This is a genomic window from Azospirillum sp. TSO22-1 (assembly GCF_003116015.1).
Taxonomy (GTDB): Bacteria; Pseudomonadota; Alphaproteobacteria; order Azospirillales; family Azospirillaceae; genus Azospirillum.
Genome location: NZ_LGQZ01000127.1, coordinates 1 through 21765, shown reverse-complemented (window position 1 = coordinate 21765; position 21765 = coordinate 1). Strand labels below are relative to the sequence as shown.

General features: G+C 71.0%; 20 protein-coding genes and 1 pseudogene. 17 read left to right on the top strand and 4 right to left on the bottom strand.

Going from position 1 to position 21765, the window contains the following annotated elements; all coding sequences use genetic code 11:
* Nucleotides 1–113: 113 nt before the first annotated feature.
* Nucleotides 114–563, bottom strand: a complete 450-nt coding sequence (locus TSO221_RS27970; RefSeq protein WP_109121791.1) for a response regulator — start codon at nucleotides 561–563, stop codon at nucleotides 114–116.
* Between the two features lie 163 nt (nucleotides 564–726).
* On the opposite strand from TSO221_RS27970, the gene TSO221_RS27965 reads away from it, so the two are divergent.
* The 6 genes from TSO221_RS27965 (at nucleotide 727) to TSO221_RS27940 (ending at nucleotide 5290) form a co-directional block, all read left to right on the top strand.
* Nucleotides 727–966, top strand: coding sequence for a hypothetical protein (locus tag TSO221_RS27965; protein WP_109121790.1), 240 nt, complete (start codon nucleotides 727–729; stop codon nucleotides 964–966).
* 336 nt (nucleotides 967–1302) lie between these two features.
* Nucleotides 1303–1797 (top strand): SRPBCC family protein, encoded by a 495-nt coding sequence (locus TSO221_RS27960; protein WP_109121789.1) that lies wholly within the window; start codon nucleotides 1303–1305, stop codon nucleotides 1795–1797.
* Between the two features lie 7 nt (nucleotides 1798–1804).
* Nucleotides 1805–3190: a GntP family permease gene (locus TSO221_RS27955; protein WP_109121788.1), complete on the top strand. Its 1386-nt coding sequence runs from the start codon at nucleotides 1805–1807 to the stop codon at nucleotides 3188–3190.
* Between the two features lies 1 nt (nucleotide 3191).
* The gene (locus TSO221_RS27950; protein ID WP_109121787.1) at nucleotides 3192–3854 is read left to right on the top strand and encodes a 3-oxoacid CoA-transferase subunit A; all 663 of its coding nucleotides are present in this window, start codon (nucleotides 3192–3194) and stop codon (nucleotides 3852–3854) included.
* Complete coding sequence (locus TSO221_RS27945; RefSeq protein ID WP_109121786.1) at nucleotides 3847–4494, top strand: 3-oxoacid CoA-transferase subunit B; 648 nt, start codon at nucleotides 3847–3849, stop codon at nucleotides 4492–4494. The genes TSO221_RS27950 and TSO221_RS27945 overlap by 8 nt, the downstream gene beginning before the upstream one ends.
* Nucleotides 4495–4507: 13 nt before the next feature.
* A complete protein-coding gene (locus TSO221_RS27940; RefSeq protein WP_109121785.1) occupies nucleotides 4508–5290 on the top strand; it encodes a 3-hydroxybutyrate dehydrogenase in 783 nt (260 codons plus the stop codon).
* Between the two features lie 136 nt (nucleotides 5291–5426).
* On the opposite strand, the gene TSO221_RS27935 is transcribed toward TSO221_RS27940, so the two are convergent.
* Nucleotides 5427–6875 carry a sigma 54-interacting transcriptional regulator gene (locus TSO221_RS27935; protein ID WP_247878306.1) on the bottom strand — a complete coding sequence of 483 codons (1449 nt, stop codon included), beginning with the start codon at nucleotides 6873–6875 and terminating at the stop codon, nucleotides 5427–5429.
* 294 nt (nucleotides 6876–7169) lie between these two features.
* On the opposite strand from TSO221_RS27935, the gene TSO221_RS27930 reads away from it, so the two are divergent.
* From TSO221_RS27930 to putA, 3 genes are all read left to right on the top strand, one after another.
* Nucleotides 7170–7850, top strand: a complete 681-nt coding sequence (locus TSO221_RS27930; RefSeq protein ID WP_109121784.1) for a calcium-binding protein — start codon at nucleotides 7170–7172, stop codon at nucleotides 7848–7850.
* A 67-nt stretch (nucleotides 7851–7917) separates the two neighbouring features.
* A complete protein-coding gene (locus tag TSO221_RS27925; RefSeq protein ID WP_109121783.1) occupies nucleotides 7918–8385 on the top strand; it encodes an Lrp/AsnC ligand binding domain-containing protein in 468 nt (155 codons plus the stop codon).
* A gap of 255 nt (nucleotides 8386–8640) precedes the next feature.
* Nucleotides 8641–11763, top strand: a complete 3123-nt coding sequence (putA, locus tag TSO221_RS27920; RefSeq protein WP_109121782.1) for a bifunctional proline dehydrogenase/L-glutamate gamma-semialdehyde dehydrogenase PutA — start codon at nucleotides 8641–8643, stop codon at nucleotides 11761–11763.
* Nucleotides 11764–11935: 172 nt separating this feature from the next.
* On the opposite strand, the gene TSO221_RS27915 is transcribed toward putA, so the two are convergent.
* Nucleotides 11936–12613 (bottom strand): HAD-IA family hydrolase, encoded by a 678-nt coding sequence (locus tag TSO221_RS27915; RefSeq protein WP_109121781.1) that lies wholly within the window; start codon nucleotides 12611–12613, stop codon nucleotides 11936–11938.
* 142 nt (nucleotides 12614–12755) lie between these two features.
* On the opposite strand from TSO221_RS27915, the gene TSO221_RS27910 reads away from it, so the two are divergent.
* From TSO221_RS27910 to TSO221_RS27895, 4 genes are all read left to right on the top strand, one after another.
* On the top strand, nucleotides 12756–13013 hold the full coding sequence (locus TSO221_RS27910; RefSeq protein ID WP_109121780.1) for a hypothetical protein: 258 nt from the start codon (nucleotides 12756–12758) through the stop codon (nucleotides 13011–13013).
* Nucleotides 13014–13106: 93 nt separating this feature from the next.
* On the top strand, nucleotides 13107–13880 hold the full coding sequence (locus TSO221_RS27905) for an ABC transporter ATP-binding protein (protein ID WP_109121779.1): 774 nt from the start codon (nucleotides 13107–13109) through the stop codon (nucleotides 13878–13880).
* On the top strand, nucleotides 13873–14676 hold the full coding sequence (locus TSO221_RS27900) for an ABC transporter permease (protein WP_109121778.1): 804 nt from the start codon (nucleotides 13873–13875) through the stop codon (nucleotides 14674–14676). The genes TSO221_RS27905 and TSO221_RS27900 overlap by 8 nt, the downstream gene beginning before the upstream one ends.
* A 32-nt stretch (nucleotides 14677–14708) precedes the next feature.
* The gene (locus TSO221_RS27895) at nucleotides 14709–15719 is read left to right on the top strand and encodes an ABC transporter substrate-binding protein (RefSeq protein WP_109121777.1); all 1011 of its coding nucleotides are present in this window, start codon (nucleotides 14709–14711) and stop codon (nucleotides 15717–15719) included.
* 142 nt (nucleotides 15720–15861) lie between these two features.
* Here TSO221_RS27895 and TSO221_RS27890 read toward each other — a convergent pair whose 3' ends face one another.
* Nucleotides 15862–16896, bottom strand: coding sequence for an SIS domain-containing protein (locus tag TSO221_RS27890; RefSeq protein WP_109121776.1), 1035 nt, complete (start codon nucleotides 16894–16896; stop codon nucleotides 15862–15864).
* Nucleotides 16897–17107: 211 nt separating this feature from the next.
* Between TSO221_RS27890 and TSO221_RS27885 the strand changes: the two genes are divergently transcribed.
* From TSO221_RS27885 to TSO221_RS27870, 4 genes and pseudogenes are all read left to right on the top strand, one after another.
* Nucleotides 17108–17566, top strand: coding sequence for a hypothetical protein (locus TSO221_RS27885; protein ID WP_109121775.1), 459 nt, complete (start codon nucleotides 17108–17110; stop codon nucleotides 17564–17566).
* A gap of 142 nt (nucleotides 17567–17708) precedes the next feature.
* Nucleotides 17709–18710 (top strand): HlyD family efflux transporter periplasmic adaptor subunit, encoded by a 1002-nt coding sequence (locus TSO221_RS27880; RefSeq protein WP_247878305.1) that lies wholly within the window; start codon nucleotides 17709–17711, stop codon nucleotides 18708–18710.
* Entirely contained in the window at nucleotides 18707–21526 is a 2820-nt protein-coding gene (locus TSO221_RS27875; RefSeq protein WP_109121774.1) for an ABC transporter ATP-binding protein/permease, read from the top strand. Before TSO221_RS27880 ends, TSO221_RS27875 begins: the two co-directional genes overlap by 4 nt.
* Before the next feature lie 3 nt (nucleotides 21527–21529).
* Nucleotides 21530–21765 (top strand): annotated as a pseudogene (locus tag TSO221_RS27870) (ABC transporter permease); the annotation flags it as partial.

The window sequence follows — 21765 nt, the reverse complement described above, 5'->3', positions numbered from 1 at the left end:
CGGCAGCACCGACGACCGCGTGAAGCGCGGCGTGCTGATGTCCATCAACGGCGTGGCCGCGGGCCTGCGCAACAGCGGGTGACGGCAGGCCCGGTGCAGCGGCGCGTGACCGCCTAGAACCGCCCCTGCTGGCAGGGCGCGAGCGCGGGGCGGTCCGGCGCGCAGGGAAGGCGGCGGGCCTCGGCCGCCATCGCCTCGATGTCCTTCAGCAGCGCCGACGGGCTGATCGGCTTCAGCAGCAGCCGGGTGGCGCCGTGCGCCGGGCCCTGGAGCACGGCCGCGCCGCCGGTCGGCGCATGGCCGGTCATGACGATCACCGGCAGGCCGGGGTGCGTCTCGCGCAGACGGCGGATCAGCGCCACGCCGTCCATGCGCGGCATCTTCAGGTCGGTGACCAGCAGGTCGGCCGGCGCTTCCGCGAAGGCGCGCAATGCCGCCTCGCCGTTCTCCGCGGTGGTGACGCGCAGGCCGCACCACTCCAGCACGTCACGCAGCGCGGCGACCGCCAGCGGCTCGTCGTCCACCACGAGGACGTGAACATCCGACACCCCGGGCACGCCCATGCGTTCCCTCCACCGTTGCGTGTGTCCTTGGATGAAAACATCGCATTCGCGACCGAAACAGTCCAGTTGCCGCTTCGGATTATACCGGTCCCTATGCCGGTTGCCGGGGGGCTGTGGAAAGACCACGTCTTTGGGAGAGCCCTCCCCGGCGGAGAACTATGCAATGGTCACGGCGGCCTATTGGCTTTTCCTGCTGCTGACTGCGGCCGGCAAGGTGGTGGCCTGCGCCGCCTGGGTGGTGTTCGCCATCGCGCTGCCGCTGACCCGCATCCAGGTCGCCCGCGAACGGCACGCCCCGGATTTCCGCCGGGTGCTGGCCACCAACCTCGCCGTCGCCGGCTGCGGCGTGGTCGGCGTGTTCGTCCTGCTGGAGAATGTCCGCATCTTCCTCACCGCGATGTAGGAGGGACTTCGGGAATCGCCGACCCCCCTTTCCCGTCATCCCCGCGAAGGCGGGGATCCAGCATGAGCCCCGATAGGGGCGATATGAGTCATGTGGCTCGCGGACGCGAGCACTGGATCCCCGCCTTCGCGGGGATGACGAAGAAAAAGCCCCTGGTATCTCCATTTCGAGACTTTGTCTCCAAAACAAGACGGTTTGTCACGTACCGCGTCTCTATATAGAGACATCTTCGCACCTGCACAATCAGCCAAACCCGCATATCGTCTCGCCGCCGCGGCGTGGCACGGCCCTTGCTGAACAGATGGCGTTCAAACGAACGGCATAAGGCCAGGGGTCATGGCGCGGGTCACCATGAAGGCGTTGCTTCCCGTCACCGCACAGCGGCTGTGGCCGCTGGTGCGCTGGGACGGGTGCTGGCTGGACTGGTACCCCGGCGCGGTGGCGTGCGAGGTCGCCGGCACGGCCAAGGGCGACCTGCGCCGGCTGCGGCTGCGCGACGGGACGGAGCTCGTCCAGCGCCTCGACCACCTCAGCCGGATCGAGGACGCCTACACCTACTCGATCGTCGCCGGCCCTTATCCCGTCGCCGGCTGCCTGGCGCAGGTCCGCGTGCTGCCGCACGACGCGGACGGCCGCGCCACCCTGGTCTGGACCGCGAATTTCCAGCCGGCCGGCGTCGGCGAGGAGGAGGCGGAAGCCTTCATCCGCCGCCTCTACCAGGCCGGTTTCGACACCCTTTTCACCCTCCTCGCCGACGGTGTCGGCGCGGATGACACGACAGCCAGGGCCGGGCTTCCCCGCGGCCCCAATGCACAACACACCGGGAGTTGATCGTCCAATGAGCTTCCTCATCTGTCTGGGCGCGCTTGCGTTCCTGATGTTCGTGGCCTACCGGGGCTACAGCGTCATCCTCTTCGCGCCGGTCGCGGCGCTCGGCGCCGTTCTGCTGACCGACCCGTCCGCCGTGCCGCCGATCTTCACCGGCCTGTTCATGGACAAGATGGTCGGCTTCGTGAAGCTGTACTTCCCGGTCTTCCTGCTGGGCGCCGTGTTCGGCAAGGTGATCGAGCTGTCGGGCTTCTCCAAGGCGATCGTCTCGGCGGTCATCAAGCTGGTCGGGCGCGAGCGGGCGATGATGTCCATCGTCCTGGTCTGCGCGCTCTTGACCTACGGCGGCGTGTCGCTGTTCGTGGTGGTGTTCGCCGTCTACCCGTTCGCCGCCGAGATGTTCCGCCAGGGCGGCATCCCCAAGCGGCTGATCCCCGGCACCATCGCGCTGGGCGCCTTCACCGCCACCATGGACTCGCTGCCCGGCACGCCGCAGATCCAGAACATCATCCCGACCACCTTCTTCAAGACCGACACTTGGGCGGCCCCGGTGCTGGGCACGCTGGGCGGCCTGTTCATCATCGCCATGGGCCTGCTGTACCTCGAGTGGCGCCGCCGCTCGGCCGGTGACGAGGGCTACGGCGAGGGCCACACCAACGAGCCGGAGCCGATCTCCGACGCCAACCTGCCGAACGCCGCCATCGCCATCCTGCCGCTGGTCATGGTCGGCGTGCTGAACAAGGTGTTCACGCTGCTGATCCCGGCCTTCTACGGCGCCACCTCCAACGTCGCGCTGACCGCCGGGGCGAAGCCGCTGACCACGCAGGTCTCGTCCATCGCCGCCATCTGGGCGGTTGAGGGCGCGCTGCTCGCCGGCATCCTCACCGTGCTGGCCTTCGCCTGGAAGCCGGTCACCGAGAAGTTCGCCGAGGGCACCAAGGCGGCCATCGGCGGTTCGCTGCTCGCCTCCATGAACACGGCCTCGGAGTACGGCTTCGGCGCGGTCATCGCGGCGCTGCCGGGCTTCCTGGTCATCGCCGACGGCCTGAAGGCCATTCCGAACCCGCTGGTCAACGAGGCGGTCTCCGTCACCGCGCTGGCCGGCATCACCGGCTCCGCCTCGGGCGGCATGTCGATCGCGCTGGCCGCCATGGCCGACCAGTTCGTCGCCGCCGCCAACGCCACCGGCATCCCGATGGAAGTGCTGCACCGCGTCGCCTCCATGGCGTCGGGCGGCATGGACACGCTGCCGCACAACGGCGCGGTCATCACCCTGCTGGCGGTCACCGGCCTGACCCATCGCCAGTCCTACGGCGACATCTTCGCCATCACCTGCATCAAGACGCTGGCGGTGTTCGTCGTCATTGCCCTGTACTACCTGACCGGGATTGTCTGACATGAAGAAAATCATCCCGTTGGCCGAGGCCGTCGAGAAGATCCCCGACGGTGCCTCGCTCCTGATCGGCGGCTTCATGGCCGTCGGCACCCCCGACCGCGTCATCGACGAGCTGATCCGCCAGGGCAAGAAGGACCTGACGGTCATCGCCAACGACACCGCCCGCCCCAACCAGGGCATCGGCAAGCTGATCGTCGCGAAGCGGGTCGCCCGGGTGATCTCCACCCACATCGGCCTGAACCCCGAGACGCAGAAGCAGATGATCGAGGGCGACATCCAGGTCGAGCTGTGCCCGCAGGGCTCGCTGGCCGAGCGCATCCGCGCCGCCGGCTTCGGCCTGGGCGGCGTGCTGACGCCGACCGGCGTCGGCACCGTGGTCGAGGAGGGCAAGCGGACCGTCGAGGTGGACGGCCGCACCTTCCTGCTGGAGACGCCGGTCAAGGCCGACTTCGCGCTGATCAAGGCGAAGCAGGCCGACTACTACGGCAACCTCGCCTACGCGCTGACCGCGCGGAACTTCAATCCCGTAATGGCGATGGCGGCCGAAACCGTCATCGTCGAGGCCGACGACATCGTGCCGCTGGGCGTCATCCCGCCGGACGCCGTTGTCACCCCCTCGGTCCTCGTGGACTACGTCGTCGCGCAGGAGAAGCGCAATGGATGAGAAGACCCTGATCGCCAAGCGCGTCGCGCTGGAGCTGAACGACGGCGACCTCGTCAACCTCGGCATCGGCCTGCCGACGCTGGTGGCCCGCTACGTTCCGTCCGACCGCCACGTGTTCTTCCAGTCGGAGAACGGCATCCTCGGCATGTCCGGCCCGATCGCCGGGGCGGAGAACCCGGACCTGTCGGACGCCGGCGGCAACCCGATCAGCGCGCTGCCCGGTGCCGCGTCCTTCGACAGCGCCATGTCCTTCGGCCTGATCCGCGGCGGCCACCTCGCGGTGACCGTGCTGGGCGGCCTGCAGGTCGATGAGGAGGGCAAGCTCGCCAACTGGATGGTGCCGGGCAAGATGGTGCCGGGCATGGGCGGCGCCATGGACCTCGTCACCGGCGCCAAGCGCGTGATCGTCGCCATGCAGCACGCCGCCAAGGGCGAGTCGAAGATCGTCAAGCGCTGCACGCTGCCGCTGACCTCGGTGCGCCGCGTCAGCCTGATCGTCACCGACCTCGCGGTCATCGAGCCGACCGACAAGGGCCTCCTGCTCAGGGAGACCGCGCCGGGTGTCACCGTCGAGCAGGTGCTGGCCAACACCGCCGCCGAACTGATCGTCCCGGCCGACGTGCCGGTCATGCCGCTGTAAGGGGGGAACGGACATGCTCAAGAACAAATCGGCGATCGTCACCGGCTCGACCAGCGGCATCGGTCTGGGCATCGCGCGCTCCCTGGCGGCGCAGGGCGCCGACGTGATGCTCAACGGCTTCGGCGACAAGGGCGAGATCGCCAAACTGTGCGAGGACCTCGGCCGCGAGTTCGGCGTGCGCATCGGCTACGACGCCGCGGACATGTCGAAGCCGGCCGAGATCAAGGCCATGGTCGCCGCCGCGGAAGCCGCGTTCGGCAAGGTCGACATCCTGGTCAACAACGCCGGCATCCAGCACGTCGCCCCGGTGGAGGACTTCCCCGAGGAGGCCTGGGAGCGGGTGATCTCCATCAACCTGTCGGCGGTCTTCTACGGCACGCGCTACGCGCTGCCGGGCATGAAGGCGCGCAACTGGGGTCGCATCGTCAACATCGCCTCGGTGCACGGGCTGGTGGCCTCGGTCAACAAGTCGGCCTACGTGGCGGCCAAGCACGGCGTCGTCGGCCTGACCAAGACTGTGGCGCTGGAGACGGCGCAGACCAACGTCACCTGCAACGCCATTTGCCCCGGCTGGGTGCTGACCCCGCTGGTGCAGAAGCAGATCGACGCCCTCGCCGAGAAGAACGGCTGGAGCAACGAGCAGGCCGGCCGCGAGCTGCTGAGCGAGAAGCAGCCCTCGCAGACCTTCGTCACCCCGGCGCAGCTCGGCGAGCTGGCGGTCTTCCTGTGCTCCGACGCCGGCTCGAACATGCGCGGCGCGGCGATCAACATGGATGGCGGCTGGCTGGCGCGATAAGTCTCCGCGCTTCCCATGAGCTCCTCCCCCCTTGCGGGGGAGGGGTTTGGGGAGAGGGGGATTGCGCGCGGCAGCGCGCAAAAAGTAACGCTTGCCACCCTCTCCCCAACCCCTCTCCCGTCAAGGGAGAGGGGTTTTATCTCGCCCGCAACCCCGTCTTCGCCAGCTTCTTGTAGAACGCCGCCCGCGAGATCCCCAGCCGCTTGGCCGCCTCGCTGGCGCGCTGCCCGGACGCCTCCAGCGCCTGTTGCAGCAACTCACGCTCGAACGCCGCGAACGCCTCCTCATAGGGCCGCACCGCCGGTGCCGCGGCGGGAACCGCCGGGACCGGCGCGGGGGTCTCCCCCGCCTCCACCAGCCGCATGGCCGGCAGCGCCTCGGCCAGATCGTCCACGGTCAGCCGCAGGTTGTCGGTCAGCATGCACACCCGCTCCAGCACGTTGCGCAGCTCGCGCACGTTGCCGGGCCAGGGGTGGCGGGCCAGCACCTCCACCGCGTCGGGGGTCAGCGCCCGGCCCGGCATGCCGGTGCGCAGGGCGATCTCCTGCAGGATGGATTCGGCGATGGCCTCCAGCCCGCGGCCCATCTCGCGCAGCGAGGGCAGGCGGATGGTCAGCACGTTCAGCCGGTAATACAGGTCGGAGCGGAAGCGGCCCTCGCGGATGCGCTGTTCCAGCTCCACATGGGTGGCGGCGATCACCCGCACGTCCACTTTGACCGGCCGGTCGGAGCCGAGCGGCTCGATCTCCTGCTCCTGCAGCGCGCGCAGCAGCTTGGCCTGCAACGCCAGCGGCATGTCGCCGATCTCGTCGAGGAACAGGGTGCCGCCGTCGGCGCTCTTGAAGCGGCCTTCGCGGCCGCGGCGGTCGACGCCGGTGTAGGCGCCGGGCACCGCGCCGAAGAACTCCGCCTCCAGCAGCGTGTCGGGGATGGCGGCGACGTTGACGCCGACGAAGGGCTTGCCGGCGCGCGCCGACAGGCCGTGGATGCCCTGGGCGATCAGCTCCTTGCCGGTGCCGGTCTCGCCCAGCAGCAGGATCGGCGCGTCGTGGTGCGCCGCCAGCCGGGCGCGCCGCTTCACCTCCAGGCAGGCGGGGCTCTCGCCGACGTAGCTCTGCAGCGTGTGGCGCGGCTGCCGGTTCTCGTTGAGCCGCCGCCGGGCCGTCTCCAGCTCCGCCTCCAGGCGGGAGAGCTCGCTGAGCAGCGGCTTCAGGCGTTGCAGGTTGTCGTAGAACACGAACCCCACCGCGCCGATGATGCCGCCTTGCTCGTCGGTCAGGGGAAAACGCGACACCACCAGCCGCTGCGCGCCGAAGTACATGACGTCGAGCAGGATCGGCTGCCCGGTGGTGACCACCTGGCGCAGCAGGCTGTTGGGGATGATCTCCTCGACGTCGTGGCCGAGCGCCGCCATGGCGTCGGGGACGCCCAGCATGCGCGCGTACTTCTCGTTCATCCAGACGATGCGGGCGTCGCGATCGACCGCCACTCCCCCCTGGGACTGCCGTTCCATGGCCTCGAACAGCGAGGGCATGGCCCGCTGCCGCAGCATCTCGATCTTGCCGATGAAGCCGTCCTCGAACACGTCGCCCCGCCGCCCTGGTCCGGCCCGAGTATAGACCAGCGCTGCCGGCCCCCGGTACTCCGCCGCGTCACCCCGCCGCGGTCTCCGGCTGTCGCCACAAATTTATCACGGGTTTGATTCTTGAAAGTAATTGGTGAGTCTCCATGGCGATGGATCTCTGGTGTTGTCCGAAGAAATTGTGTCGATGCGTAGGCTACCGACTCCATCGACTCCCTAGGATTTAACCCGAATGCCGATTCGATTTTGGGATTTGTTCGCGTGCAGCATCCCGTCAGCGTCTCATTGGAGGGTTGCATGGCGAATTTCTGGGGGAACAGCAGCAACAACCGGCTGACCGGGACGGAGGTGGCCGACACCATCTACGGCCGCGCCGGCGACGACTGGATCCAGGGCCTGGGCGGCGCCGACGTCCTGTACGGCGAGGACGGGAGCGACTCCCTGATCGGCGGGGCCGGCAACGACACGCTGTACGGCGGGAACGGCGACGACTGGCTGGGCGATCCCTACGCCGGCGACGCCGGCGACGACCGCATGTACGGCGGCTGGGGCAACGACCACCTGTACGGCGGGGCGGGCAACGATTCGCTCGACGGCGGGGCGGGGCAGGACACGATCAACGGCGGCACCGGCAACGACACGCTGATCGGCGCCGACGGCAGCGACACGCTGGTCGACACGCTGCGCGACGGCGGCATCGACCGCTTCGACCCGGGGGCGGGCGACGACCACATGGTCAGCTACCGCGACGGCAACGCCGACGCCTTCCTGATGCGGCACGCCGCGGGCGGCTTCGGGCACGATGACATCATGTACTTTGAGGCCGGCATCGACCGCATCACCTTCATCGGCTACGCCGCGGCCGACCTCAGCGTCTCGGTGGCGGGCTCGGCGACGACCTTCTCGTTCACCGACGGCTCCGCGCTGACGGTGGACAGCACCGGCTTGGCCGCCGGCCGCGACTACGCGTTCGGCTAGGCGTTGCCGCGCGGGCGGGCGGAGGGGATAATGGCGCCGCCGTTCCCCTCCGCCCCTCCCAGGATCCATGACGCGCCCGCTGGACAGCATCGACCTCAACATCCTGCGCGCGCTGCAGGAGGACGGCCGCATCACCAACGTGGACCTCGCCAAGCGCGTCCACCTCAGCCCCGCCGCCTGCCTGGAACGCACCAAGCGCCTGCACGTCGAGGGCTACATCCAGCAGTTCACCGCGCTGCTCGACCCGGTGAAGCTGGACGCCGGCCTGCTGGTGTTCGTCGAGGTGGTGCTGGACCGCACCACGCCCGACGCCTTCGACGATTTCCGCCGCGCCATCGCCGGCATGCCGGAGATCATGGAGTGCCACATGGTGGCCGGCGGCTTCGACTACCTGGTCAAGGCGCGGCTGAAGGACATGGGCGAGTACCGCGCCTTCCTCGGCCGCTTCCTCTCCATCACCCGCGGCGTGCGCGAGACGCACACCTACCCGGTGATGGAGGAGGTGAAGAACGTCACGGCGATCCCGTTGCCCTGACCCCTAAACCCTCTCCCGTCCCGGGAGAGGGTGGCCGCGCAGCGGCCGGGTGAGGGTGTCGGCAAGGATCCTTGGATTTACCCTCACCCTCCCACGCTCCGCGCGGGCCCCTCCCTCTCCCAGGGCGGGAGAGGGAATTTTCCGCAACCGCATTCGCGCCGCAGATAATTCGATAACACCGCTTTATATCCATCACAAATCCGGCGCTTCTCCCGCTACGGTGAACATATCGTCCGCCCTTGGGGATTCCGCCGCATGTCCGCTCTGCCGCAGCCGTCCGCCTTCCACGACCGCTCCGCCATCGACCGGCTCTACCGCGCCGACGAGACCGCCGTCGTGACCGCGCTGGCGCGCGCCGCGGCGCTGCCGGAGGAGGCGCGCCGCCGTGTGCAGGCAGAGGCCGCCCGGCTGGTCGAGGGCGTGCGCGCCTCGCGCACCCGCTTCGGCGTGCTGGACGCCTTCCTGCAGGAGTTCGGCCTGTCCTCGCAGGAGGGCGTGGCGCTGATGTGCCTGGCCGAGGCGCTGCTGCGCATCCCCGACGCCGAGACCGCCGACGCCCTGATCCGCGACAAGATCGGTACCGCCGACTGGCGCCGCCACCTCGGCAAGGCGGACAGCCTGTTCGTCAACGCCTCGACCTGGGCGCTGATGCTGACCGGCCGGGTGGTGAACCTGGACGGCGGCGACGAGCCGACCCGCGTGCTCGACCGCCTCGTCGGCCGCGTCGGCGAGCCGATCATCCGGCAGGCGATGATGCAGGCGATGCGCATCCTCGGCCGCCAGTTCGTGCTCGGCCGCACCATCGCCGAGGCGCTGGGCCGCGCCCGCGACGACGAGACGCTGGGCTACAACCACTCCTTCGACATGCTGGGCGAGGCGGCGCGCACCGCCGACGACGCGCAGCGCTACTTCGACCTCTACGCCATGGCCATCGGCGCCATCGGCGGCGCCCGCCAGGGGCGGGACGTGTTCCGGTCCCCGGGCATCTCGGTGAAGCTGTCGGCCCTGCACCCGCGCTACGAACTCGCCCAGCGCGACCGCGTCATGGCGGAGCTGCTGCCGCGGGTGAAGGACCTGGCGCTGATGGCGAAGGCGCAGGGCATCCACCTGACCGTGGACGCCGAGGAGGCCGACCGCCTCGACCTGTCGCTGGATCTCATCGAGGCGGTGTTCCGCGATCCGGCCCTCCAGGGCTGGGAGGGCTTCGGCCTCGCCGTGCAGGCGTACCAGAAGCGCGCGCTGCCGCTGGTCGGCTGGCTGGAGGATCTGGCGCGCTCAGTCGGGCGACGGCTGATGGTGCGCCTCGTCAAGGGCGCCTACTGGGACAGCGAGATCAAGCGCGGGCAGGAACGCGGGCTGGACGGCTACCCGGTGTTCACCCGCAAGGCATCCACGGACGTGTCGTACCTCGCCTGCGCCCGCCGGCTGCTGGCGGCGCGGGACGCCTTCTACCCGGCCTTCGCCACGCACAACGCGCACACCGTCGCCTCGGTGCGCGAGATGGCCGGCAACAACGAGGGCTACGAGTTCCAGCGCCTGCACGGCATGGGTGAGCCGCTGTACCACCAAGTGGTGGGTCCCGACACGCCGGTGCGCATCTACGCTCCCGTCGGCAGCCACGAGGACCTGCTGGCCTATCTGGTCCGCCGCCTGCTGGAGAACGGCGCCAACAGTTCCTTCGTCAACCGCATCCAGGACGAGCAGGTCCCGGTCGCCGCCATCGTCGCCGACCCGGTGGCGCGCGTCGCCTCGCTGGCGGCCAAGCCGCACCCCGGCATCCCGCTGCCCGCGGCCCTGTTCGGCGCGGAGCGCCGCAACAGCGACGGCCTCGACCTCAGCGACGCCGCGCAGACCACGCCGCTGCTCGACCACGTGGCGGCGGAGCGCCGCTGGTCGGCGGCACCTCTGGTCGCCGGTCACGCGGTCGACCGCCTGCCGACCGCGCTGCACGATCCCGCCGACCGCCGCCGCATCGTCGGTCACGTGGTCGAGGCGACCCCCGACGACGCCGACCGCGCGCTGTCGGTCGCGGTATCCGCGCAGCGCGCCTGGGGGGCCCGCCCGGTGGCCGAGCGCGCGGCGTGCCTGGACCGCCTCGGCGACCTGCTGGAGGGCGAGCGCAACGAGCTGGTCGCCCTGCTGGTCCGCGAGGCCGGCAAGACCATCCCCGACGCGCTGGCCGAGGTGCGCGAGGCGGTGGACTTCTGCCGCTACTACGCCGCCCGCGCCCGCGCCGACTTCGAGCCCAGGCTGATGCCCGGCCCGACCGGCGAGCGCAACGAGCTGCGCCTCACGGGGCGGGGCGTCTTCGTCTGCATCAGCCCGTGGAACTTCCCGCTGGCGATCTTCCTGGGGCAGGTCGCGGCGGCGCTGGTCGCCGGCAACGCGGTCATCGCCAAGCCGGCCGAGCAGACGCCGCTGATCGCCGCGCACGCCACCGCGCTGGCGCACCGCGCCGGGGTGCCGGCGGAGGCGCTGCACCTGCTGCCGGGCGACGGCGCGGCGGTGGGCGGGCGCCTCGTCGCCGACCGCCGGGTGGCCGGCGTCGCCTTCACCGGCTCGACCGAGACGGCGCAGCGCATCGGCCTGACGCTGATGCAGCGCGGCGGCCCGATGGTGCCCTTCATCGCCGAGACCGGCGGCCAGAACGCCATGATCGTCGACAACTCGGCGCTGCCCGAGCAGGTGGTGGACGACGTGGTGACCAGCGCCTTCCGCTCGGCCGGGCAGCGCTGCTCGGCCCTGCGCGTGCTGTTCGTGCAGGACGGCATCGCGCCCAAGGTGATCCGCATGCTCCGGGGTGCCGCGGCGGAACTGCGCCTTGGCGATCCCGGGCGGCTCGCCACCGACGTGGGCCCGGTGATCGACGCGGACGCCCAGGCCATGCTGATGCGCCACGTCGAGCGCATGACCCGCGAGGGCACGCCGCTGTTCGCCGGCACCCTGCCGCCGGAGTGCGCGCACGGCAGCTTCGTCGCCCCGCACGCCTTCGAGATCGACCGCCTCGACCGGCTGGAGCGCGAGGTGTTCGGCCCCATCCTGCACGTCATCCGCTGGCAGGGCGACCGGCTGGACGCGGTGCTGGACGCCATCGAGGCGACCGGCTACGGCCTGACGCTGGGCATCCACACGCGCATCGACCGCACCGCGCGGCGCATCACCGAGCGCATGGCGGTGGGCAACACCTACGTCAACCGCAACATGATCGGCGCGGTGGTCGGCGTGCAGCCCTTCGGCGGCGAAGGCCTGTCCGGCACCGGCCCGAAGGCCGGCGGCCCGCACTACCTCTATCGCTTCGCGGCGGAGCGCACGCTGACGGTGAACACCACCGCGGCCGGCGGGAATGCGTCACTGGTGTCGCTGGGCGAGGAGGAGTAGCGGGGGCCGCGCGGAGCGCCGACCGCGTTTTTCACCACGAAGGCACGAAGGCACGAAGGTGGCGGGCACGCGCTCCCCATCTTCGTGCCTTCGTGCCTTCGTGGTGACCCGGTTCCGGTGCGACGGGCGTGTGTCCCCCCTCTCCCCAACCTCTCATTCACCTGTGGGCGGACTATTGATGGCCTTCCGCCAACCCCCGCAGCACCCCCTCCAGATCCCGCAGATCCTCGATCACCAGGGTTCCCTCCGGGAACGGGTGGCTGCCGTCGCGGTCGCGCACGCCCACGAAGGGCAGGCCGAGCGCCGTCGCCGCGGCGATGTCCTGTACGGCGTCGCCGACGAAGGCCACGCGTTCCGTCCGGAAGCCGTGCCGGGCGATGATCGAGGCGGCGGTCTCCGCCTTGGCCGGCGGGCTGCCGTAGACCTCGACGAACTGGGGGCGCATGCCGCGCGCGTCGACGATGCGGTTCATCTCCTCGTGCGGGGTGGCCGAGATGACGAACAGCGGCAGCCGGCCGGCGTGCGCCGCGACGAACTCCGCCGCACCGGGGATCGGCGCGCAGCGCACCACCCCTTGCTCCACCGTCGCGGCGAAGCGGTCGGCCAGGGCGGCGATGCGCGCCTCGTCCACCGGGCGGCCGAGGATGTCGCCCTCGAAGCGGCGCAGCTTGTCCCGCCGCGGCATGCCGCCGTTGGCGTGGTGGAAGGCGCGGATGGCGGCGCGCACCTCCGGTGTCTCGTCGGCGTAGAGCGTTTCGAAGGTGTCGCCCTTCAGCCCGTTGGAATCGCACAGCACCCCGTCGAAGTCGAACAGGATCGCGTCCCACAGGTCCTGCAACGGCGCGGTCATGCCAGCCCCCCTCTCTTGCCTCGTGCCCTTTCTAGAACAGGTGGACCGGCGCCGAACACCCCCTATGCCGCATCCCCGGAACCCGCAAAATTTGCTATGGTTTTGTTGCGTCGCGTCTCACGCCCCGGATCGGGAGGGTGGCATGCGTCTCCTCGCCGAACTCGAGATGGCGGGCGCCCTGGCCCTCACGGCCTGCACCGCGCTGTCCGACCAGACGGCCTTCCATGACCGCCTGTACCGCTTCGCCAACGCCGCCGCTGAGCGCGGGCTGCTGATGGAGCCGTCGCGCGTCCATTCGCCGGTGCCGTGCCAGGGCTTCGTCAACCCGGTGGCGTTCACGCTGCCGTTCCGCAGCGGCGCCGACTATGCCCGCGCGCGGGACTTGTGCACCCGGCACTAGCCTGGGCTATCATGCGCTTCAAGACCAAAGGGTTTGGACCAAAGGGTTTGGAGACGCCATGACGGGCCTTGCCCGCACCGCCGGACCGCGGCCATGCGGCTGATCGTGTCCGATCTCGTCCACCGCTACGACGACCTGGTCGTTCTCGACGGCATCGATCTCGCCGCCGGGGAGGGCGAGGTGCTGGCGGTCATCGGCCCGTCGGGCTGCGGCAAGTCGACGCTGCTCGGCATCGCCGGCGGCATCGTCCAGCCGACCTCCGGCCGGGTCGAGGTGGCGGGGGAGCCGCCGGCCGGCTGCCTGAACCCGATCACCTTCATCTTCCAGGACTTCGCCCTGCTGCCCTGGCGCACGGTGGAGGACAACGTCTCCCTCGTCCTCGAACACCATCCGCTCTCCGCCGCCGAGCGGCGCGAGCGCGCGCAAGCCGGGCTGCGCCGCATGGGCCTGTGGGAGTTCCGCGCGGCGCTGCCCAAGCAGCTGTCCGGCGGCATGCGCCAGCGCGTCGGCATCGCCCGGGCGCTCGCCGTGCGGCCGGCGGTGCTGCTGCTGGACGAGCCGCTGTCGGCGCTCGACGCCCAGACGCGCGAGTTGCTGATGGAGGATTTCCTCGACCTCTGGGCGCGCGAGCGCACCACCGCGCTGTACGTCACCCACAACCTGGACGAGGCGCTGCGCCTCGCCGACCGCGTGGCGGTGCTGAGCCGCCGCCCCGGCCGGCTGCGCGAGCTGGTCACCATCGAGGAACCGCGGGCCGCCCGGCACACGCCCGCCGCCCAGGCGCACCTCGCCGAGATCCGCGAACGCCTGTGGAGCCACATCCGCGCCGAGGCGCAGCTCGCCGATCGGGAGATCGTGCATGCCTGACACCAGAGCCGCGGTCACGCAGCCGGTGCGCTTCCGCGGCGGCGGCTTCCTGGCCACGCGCCACCGCTGGGCGGCGCTGGCGGCCTTCGCGCTCCTGCTGGCGGTGTGGGAGGGGGTGAGCCGCCTGGGCCTCGTCAGCACGCTGTTCCTGCCGCCGCCCAGCGCGGTCGGCCGGGCGCTGGGCGCCATCGCGGCGGACGGCTCGCTGGCGCTGCACCTCAAGGCGTCGCTGCTGCGCATCGGCGTCGGCTGGCTGATGGGCACGCTGGCGGGAATCGCGGTGGGCTTCGCCATGGGCATCGCGCCGGTGGCGCGGGCGGTGGGGGTGCCGCTGGTCTCGGCGCTGTTCCCGATCCCGAAGATCGCGCTCCTGCCGCTGTTCATCTTGTGGTTCGGCATCGGCGAGCCGTCGAAGTTCGCCACCATCGGCTTCGGCGTCTTCTTCCCGACGGTGATCGCCACCTACAGCGCCATCGACGCGGTGCCGCGCAACCTGATCCGCATGGCGCAGAGCTTCGACCTGCCGTGGCGCGACATCCTGCGCAAGATCGTGCTGCCCGGCGCCATGCCCGGCATCCTGGCGGGATTCCGCATCACGGCCTCCATCGCGCTGATCCTGGTGGTGGCGGCCGAGATGATCGGCGCCGAGTACGGCATCGGCGCCTTCGTGCTGACCGCCGGCAACCTGATGCAGACCGACCAGCTGCTGGCCGGCGTGCTGGTGCTGTCGCTGCTCGGGCTGGGCATCGGCACGCTGCTGTCGTATGTGGAACGCCGGCTGCTGCGCTGGCGGTGAGCCTTATCAATCAAGAACCGGGAGGGAAGGGGATGAAGTTCGTCTGGACGGCCGTCGTCGGCGCCGTGCTGGCCTGGGCGCTGCCCGCGGCGGCGCAGGAGAAGACCTCCATCGGCGTGCTGGCGCTGTCGTCGTCGGGGCCGGTCTACATCGCCAAGGCCAAGGGCTATTTCGCCAGGGAGGGCCTGGACGTCGACCTGAAGATCTTCACCTCGGCGCAGCAGGTGCCGGTGGCGGTGGCCTCGGGCGACGTGGACTTCGGCGTCACCGGGTTGACCGCCGGCTACTACAACCTTGCGGCCAAGGGCGCGGTCACCATGATCGCGGCGCAGAGCCGCGACGAGCCGGGCTATCCGCTCAGCGCCTACGTCGCCACCAAGGCGGCGCACGACGCGGGCCTGAGCAAGCCGGCCGACCTGAAGGGCAGGCGCATCGCCATCACCACGGTGGGCTCGACCTTCCACTACATGCTGGGGATCCTCGGGCAGAAATACGGCTTCACGGTCAAGGACCTGACCATGGTGCCGCTGCAGGACGTGCCGAAGATGGTCGCCGCCTTCAAGGGCGGGCAGGTCGACGCCATGGTGGCGCCGGTGACGGTGGCCCGGCAGGTGGTCGCCGACGGCGCCGGCACCATCGTCGGCTGGGCCGGCGACGAGACGCCGTGGCAGCTCGGCGCCCTGTTCACCGCGCCGAAGATGATCGCCGGCCGCCGCGACGTGGTGGTGCGGTTCATCCGCGCCTACCAGACCGCCACCGCCGAGTACCACGCCGCCTTCAACGCCCGCGACGCCCAGGGCAAGCCGGTGAAGGGCCCGAACCACGACGAGTTGCTGGGCATCATCGCCGAGGCCACCAAGCAGAAGCCGGAGATCGTCGCCGAGGGCCTGCCCTACGTCGATCCGCAGGGCCGGCTGATGGTGAACGACATCCACAACCAGGTGAAGTTCTGGCAGTCGGAAGGGCAGGTGGACAAGGCGCTCGACCCGGCGGGCATCCTCGACCTGAGCTTCGTGCAGGGGCACACGGGGGTGCCGAAGTAACGCCGACACTTGCCCCTCCCCCTGCTCCGCAGGGGGAGGGAAGGGGCCCATGCGGAGCATGGGAAGGGTGGGGGCTACGGCTTCGCGGGAACAACTGGCCCCCACCTAACCTCCCCCGCCGGAGGCGGGGGAGGGACAAGCATCACACCGTCCGCACCACCTTGCCCGCCAGCGCCCGCGGCCGGTCCGGATCCAGGCCCCGCTCGGCCGCCACCGCGTCGATCATCAGGTAGAACGCCTGCACCGCCACGATGGGGTCCAGCATCGGGTGCAGCGGCGGGGGCAGCGGCAACGGCGTGTCCGCCAGCGCCAGCGCCTCCGGCACGGCGGACGCCACCAGCAGGTGCGCCCCCTGTGCCCGCAGCGTCCGCGCCACGTCCAGCACGCCGGGCAGCGTCGCGTCCGGCAGCGCCAGCAGCAGCACCGGGAAGCCCTCGTCCACCAGCGCCACCGGGCCGTGCAGCAGCTCGGCGGCGCTGAACGGCTCGGCGTGCAGGGTGCAGGTCTCCTTGCCCTTCAGCGCCATCTCCTGCGCCACCGGCAGCGCGTAGCCGCGCCCGACCACCAGCAGCGACTCCGCCGCCGCCAGCACCGGCCATGCCGCCGACCAGTCCGCCGCGCACGCCGCGCGCAGCCGGCCGGGCAGCTCCCGCAACGCCGCGCCGAGCGCCGGGTCCCCTGTCCACGCCGCGGTCAGCGCGGCCATGGCCGACAGGCTGGCGATGAAGCTCTTGGTGGCGGCGATGCCGCGCTCCGGCCACGCCGTCAGCGGCAGCACGTGCTCCGCCGCGCGGGCGAGCGGCGAGCTTTCCGCGTTGACCAGCGCCAGCGTGTGTGCGCCGCCGCGCCGGGCGGCTTCCAGCGTCGCCAGCAGGTCCGGGCTCTCCCCCGACTGCGAGACGGCGAGCACCAGGGCGTCCTTCACCCGCAGCTCCGCGCCGTAGCACGTCACCACCGACGGCGCCGCCGAGGCGGTGACCAGCCCCAGCGCCGTCTCGAACAGATAGCGGGCGAACCCCGCCGCGTGGTCGGAGCTGCCGCGCGCCACCGTCATCGCGAAGGCCGGCGGGCGGGCGTGCAGCAGCGCCGCCAGGGCTTCGACGCGCGCGGCGTTGGCGGCCAGCTGCGCGGCGACGACGTCGGGGGCTTCCAGCGCTTCCTCTCGCATGCGGGTCATGGGCGGGCCTCGGCGGAACCGGCGGGCGCCGGTGTGGTTGCGGAAGAACGGGTCATCCCACAACGGATCTCATGCATGGAACCGAAGGGCAAGGTCGCGCTGGTCACCGGCGCCGCGGGCAGTCGCTGCTGATCGGCTGACCCGTCGCATCGGAAACAAACCGGCTTCCCGCGCGTCCTATGCAGGACCCCCACCACAGAGGAGCATACCCATGCGTACGATTCTCACCCTTACCCTGCCGGCGCTGCTGCTGCTGGCAGCACCCGCCGGGGCGCAGACCGCGTCGCGCTCCGACCAGATGAGCACCGGCAGCGGCCGCGTCGACCCGCGCCGCGAGGTCGATGCGTCGGACGTCGTGCCGTCGCGCGCCCTGATCGGCAAGCCGGTCACCTACCGCTACAAGGGCGGCACCGCCGGCACGATCCGCGACTTCGTCACCGGCGACGACGGCCGGCAGAAGATCGTCATGGACGTCAAGGGCAGCGGCCGGCACGTGGTGCTCGACACGTCCGAGGTGCGCCGCCAGGGCAACGGCGTCCAGCTGATGATCGACCCCGAGCAGGTCGCCGAGCTGCCCGACTACCAGAACCAGGGCGGCATGGGCACCATGGGCGGCACCATGGGCGGCCAGATGGGCAAGGGCCGCTCCACGGGCGGCACCGGCCAGTAAGGCATTCCAGGCCTGCGTGACACGCAGCGTCATTCGGTCCGATTGCGCGGCGGGCCGGTCGGTGCTCCAATCGCACTGACCGGTCAGCCGGCATTCCGCCCTGTCCGGCCGTGTACCATCCGCACAGCGCGGGAGAACGGCCGTGACCAAGAAAACCCTCTTCGCGGCAGCCCTGCTGCTGATCGCCATGGCCGTCGGCGCGGTCTACGCGCCGGGTCTGCTGTCCGGCCGCCGGCTTCCCGCCGGCTTCGCCGCGGGCAACGGCCGCATCGAAGCCAACGAGATCGACGTCGCCACCAAGTACGCCGCCCGCGTCGCCGAGGTGCTGGTCGACGAAGGCCAGATGGTCGAGGCCGGGGCCGAGCTGGCGCGGCTCGACATCCGCGACCTGGAGGCCTCGCTGCGCGCCGCGCAGGCGCAGTTGCGCCAGGCCCGCCAGGCGCGCGAGGAGGCCGCCGCCCTGATCGCCCAGCGCGAGAGCGACGCCGCCTTCATGACCAAGGAGCTGGAGCGGGCGCTGGTCCTGCTCGGCAAGGGGCACGTGTCGCAGCAGCGCGTCGATCAGGCGCGCAACCAGCAGCGCAGCGCCGACGCCGCCCTCCAGGCGGCGCGCAGCCACCTCGCCAGCGCGGAGGAGGCGATCGCCGCCGCCGCCGCCGAGGCGGAGCGGCTGCAGCAGCTCGTCGCCGACGGCGTGCTGAAGGCGCCGCGCAAGGGCCGGGTGCTCTACCGCCTCGCCGAGCCGGGCGAGGTGCTGGGGGCGGGCGGCAAGGTGGTGACGCTGCTCGACCTGTCCTCGGTCACCATGACCTTCTTCCTGCCGACCGAGACGGTGGGCACGCTGGCGCTGGGTGCTCCGGCGCGGGTGCTGCTGGACGCGGTGCCCGATCTGGCGATCCCGGCGTCGGTGTCCTTCGTGGCGCCGCGCGCGCAGTTCACGCCCAAGCAGGTGGAGACCCGCACCGAGCGCGACCGCATGGTGTTCCGCGTCAAGGCGAGGATCCCCGAGACGCTGGTCGCCCAGCACATCGAGAAGGTGAAGACCGGCCTGACCGGCATGGCCTACGTGAAGCTCGACCCGGCGGCGGCGTGGCCGGAGTGGCTGGAATCGCGCCTGACCCGCGAGGCGGCGGGCAAGCCATGACCCCCGCGGCCCCTGCGGCCGTCCAGGTGGCCGGCGTCAGCCACCGCTACGGCCGGACGGTCGCCCTGGACGCGGTGAGCGTGGACGTTCCGCCCGCGTGCAGCGTCGCCGTCATCGGCCCGGACGGGGTGGGCAAGTCGACGCTGCTCGGCCTGATCGCCACCGCCAAGAAACTGCAGGACGGCGCCGTCACCGTACTCGGCACCGACGTGCGTTCGCGCCGCGGGCGGGCGGTGCTGCAGACCCGCGTCGCCTACATGCCGCAGGGGCTGGGCCGCAACCTCTACGCCGACCTCAGCGTGCGCGAGAACCTGGAGTTCTTCGGCCGCCTGTTCGGCCTCGACGCCGCACGCCGCAAGGCGCGGATCGCCGAGCTGCTGGCCGCCACCGGCCTCGCCCCCTTCCCCGACCGCCCGGCCGGCAAGCTGTCGGGCGGCATGAAGCAGAAGCTCAGCCTGTGCTGCGCGCTGCTGCACGACCCCGACCTGCTGATCCTCGACGAGCCGACCACCGGCGTCGATCCCCTGTCGCGCCGCCAGTTCTGGGACCTGATCGAGAGCATCCGCGCCGGCCGTCCGGCCATGACGGTGCTGGTCGCCACCTCCTACATGGACGAGGCGGAGCGGTTCGAGCGCGTGCTGATGATGCACGCCGGCCGCCTGCTCGCCGACGGTTCCCCGGCCGCGCTGAAGGCGCGCACCGGTGCCGCGGACCTGGAGGCGGCGTTCGTCGCGCTGCTGCCGGAGGAGGCCCGGCACGGCCACGCCACGCTGGTGGTGCCGCCGCGCGTCGACACGGACGGCGAGGCGGCGATCGAGGCGCGCGACCTGACCCGGCGCTTCGGCGACTTCACCGCGGTGGACCACGTCAGCTTCCGCATCCCGCGCGGCGAGATCTTCGGCTTCCTCGGCTCCAACGGCTGCGGCAAGACGACGACCATGAAGATGCTGACCGGCCTGCTACCGGCCAGCGCGGGCGACGCCCGGCTGTTCGGCGCCCCGGTGGCCCCCGACGACCTGGAGACCCGGCGCCGCGTCGGCTACATGGCGCAGGCGTTCTCGCTCTACGGCGAGCTGACGGTGCGGCAGAACCTCGTGCTGCACGCGAAGCTGTTCGGACTCGGGGGAAGCCGGGTCACCACGAAGACACGAAGACACGAAGGTGGCGAGCGCGCGCCTGTCACCTTCGTGTCTTCGCGTCTTCGTGGTGAAGAAACGCCTCCGGCGGAGCTTGAACGTCGCCTCGCCGCGCTGACCGAACGCTTCGGCCTCGCCCCGTACCTGGACGCGGTGGCCGACGGGTTGCCGCTCGGCGTGCGACAGCGGCTGTCGCTGGCGGTGGCGGTGCTGCACGAGCCGGAGCTGCTGATCCTCGACGAGCCGACCTCCGGCGTCGATCCGGTGGCGCGCGACCTGTTCTGGGCGGACCTCGTCACGCTGTCGCGCCGGCAGGGGGTGACGATCTTCGTCTCCACCCACTTCATGAACGAGGCGGCGCGCTGCGACCGCGTCGCCTTCATGCACGCCGGCCGCGTCATCGCCGTCGGCGCGCCGGACGAGCTGCGCCGTAGCCAGAACGCCGACAGCCTCGACGACGCCTTCGTCGGCTTCATGCGGCAGGCCGCCGGCGACGAGGCGATCCCCGCCGAAGCCCCGCCCGCCGCCGCGCCGCACAAACCGGAAAGGCGCCGCGTCTTCTCGCCGCGCCGCCTGCTCGCCTACGCGTGGCGCGAGGCGCTGGAGCTGCGGCGCGATGCGGTGCGGCTGACGGTGGCACTGCTCGGCACGGTGCTGCTGATGCTGGTGTTCGGCTACGGCATCACCATGGACGTCGAGGACCTGACCTTCGCCGTCCTCGACCGCGACCAGTCGCCGGAGAGCCGCTCCTACGTCGAGCGCTTCGACTCCTCGCCCACCTTCCAGCAGCGCCCGCCGCTGCTCTCGGCCGCCGAGCTGGAGCGGCGCCTGCAGCAGAACGACATAGCGCTGGCCATCGAGATCCCGCCCGACTTCGGCAAGGACCTGCGCCGCGGCCGGGCGCCGGAGGTGGCGGTGCGCATCGACGGCGCCATGCCCTTCCGCTCCGAGACCATCGCCGGCTACGTCGCCGGCCTGCACCAGCGCTTCATCCAGGACACGGCGACCGAGGCCGGCGCCACGCTGCCGGCACCGCCGGCCAGCGTCGAGACCCGCTACCGCTACAACCAGGCGTTCCGCAGCGTCGATGCCATGGTGCCGGGCACCATGGCGCTGCTGCTGGTCTTCATCCCGGCGATCCTCGCGGCGCTCGGCGTGGTGCGGGAGAAGGAGCTGGGCTCGATCACCAACCTGTACGTCACCCCGGTGACGCGGCTGGAGTTCCTGCTGGGCAAGCAGATCCCCTACGTGCTGATCGCTGCCGGCAACTTCCTGCTGCTGATCGCCATGGCGGTCTGGCTGTTCGGCGTGCCGCTGAAGGGCAGTGCGGGCGGGCTGCTGGTCGGCGGGCTGGTGTACGTGTGCGCGACGACGGCGCTGGGGCTGTTCATCTCCGCCTTCACCCGCACGCAGACGGCGGCGGTCTTCGGCACCGCCATCGCCACCACCACGCCGGCCACGCAGTTCTCCGGCATGCTGCAGCCCACCTCGACGCTGGAGGGGCCGGCCTACCTGTTCGGCCAGCTGTTCCCGACCACGCACTTCCTCAAGCTGTGCCTGGGCGCCTTCACCAAGGGCCTCGCCTTCGCCGACCTCGTGCCGTTCATCCTGACGACGGCGGCGTTCGTGCCGGTGCTGGTGGCGCTGGGCGTCTTCTTCCTGCGCAAACAGGAGCGCTGAGCCATGCTTCGCTTCCTGCGCACCCTGTTCACCCTGGCCGGCAAGGAGTGGCTGAGCCTGTGGCGCGACGGCTTCATGCTGGGGTTCGTCGTCTACTCCTTCACGCTGGCGATCTACAGCCACGCCACCGGCGTCAGCCACGACCTGCGCAACGCCTCCATCGCCATCGTCGATGAGGACCACTCCACCCTGTCGGAACGGCTGGCCGGCGCCTTCCGCGCTCCGGAGTTCCGCCCGCC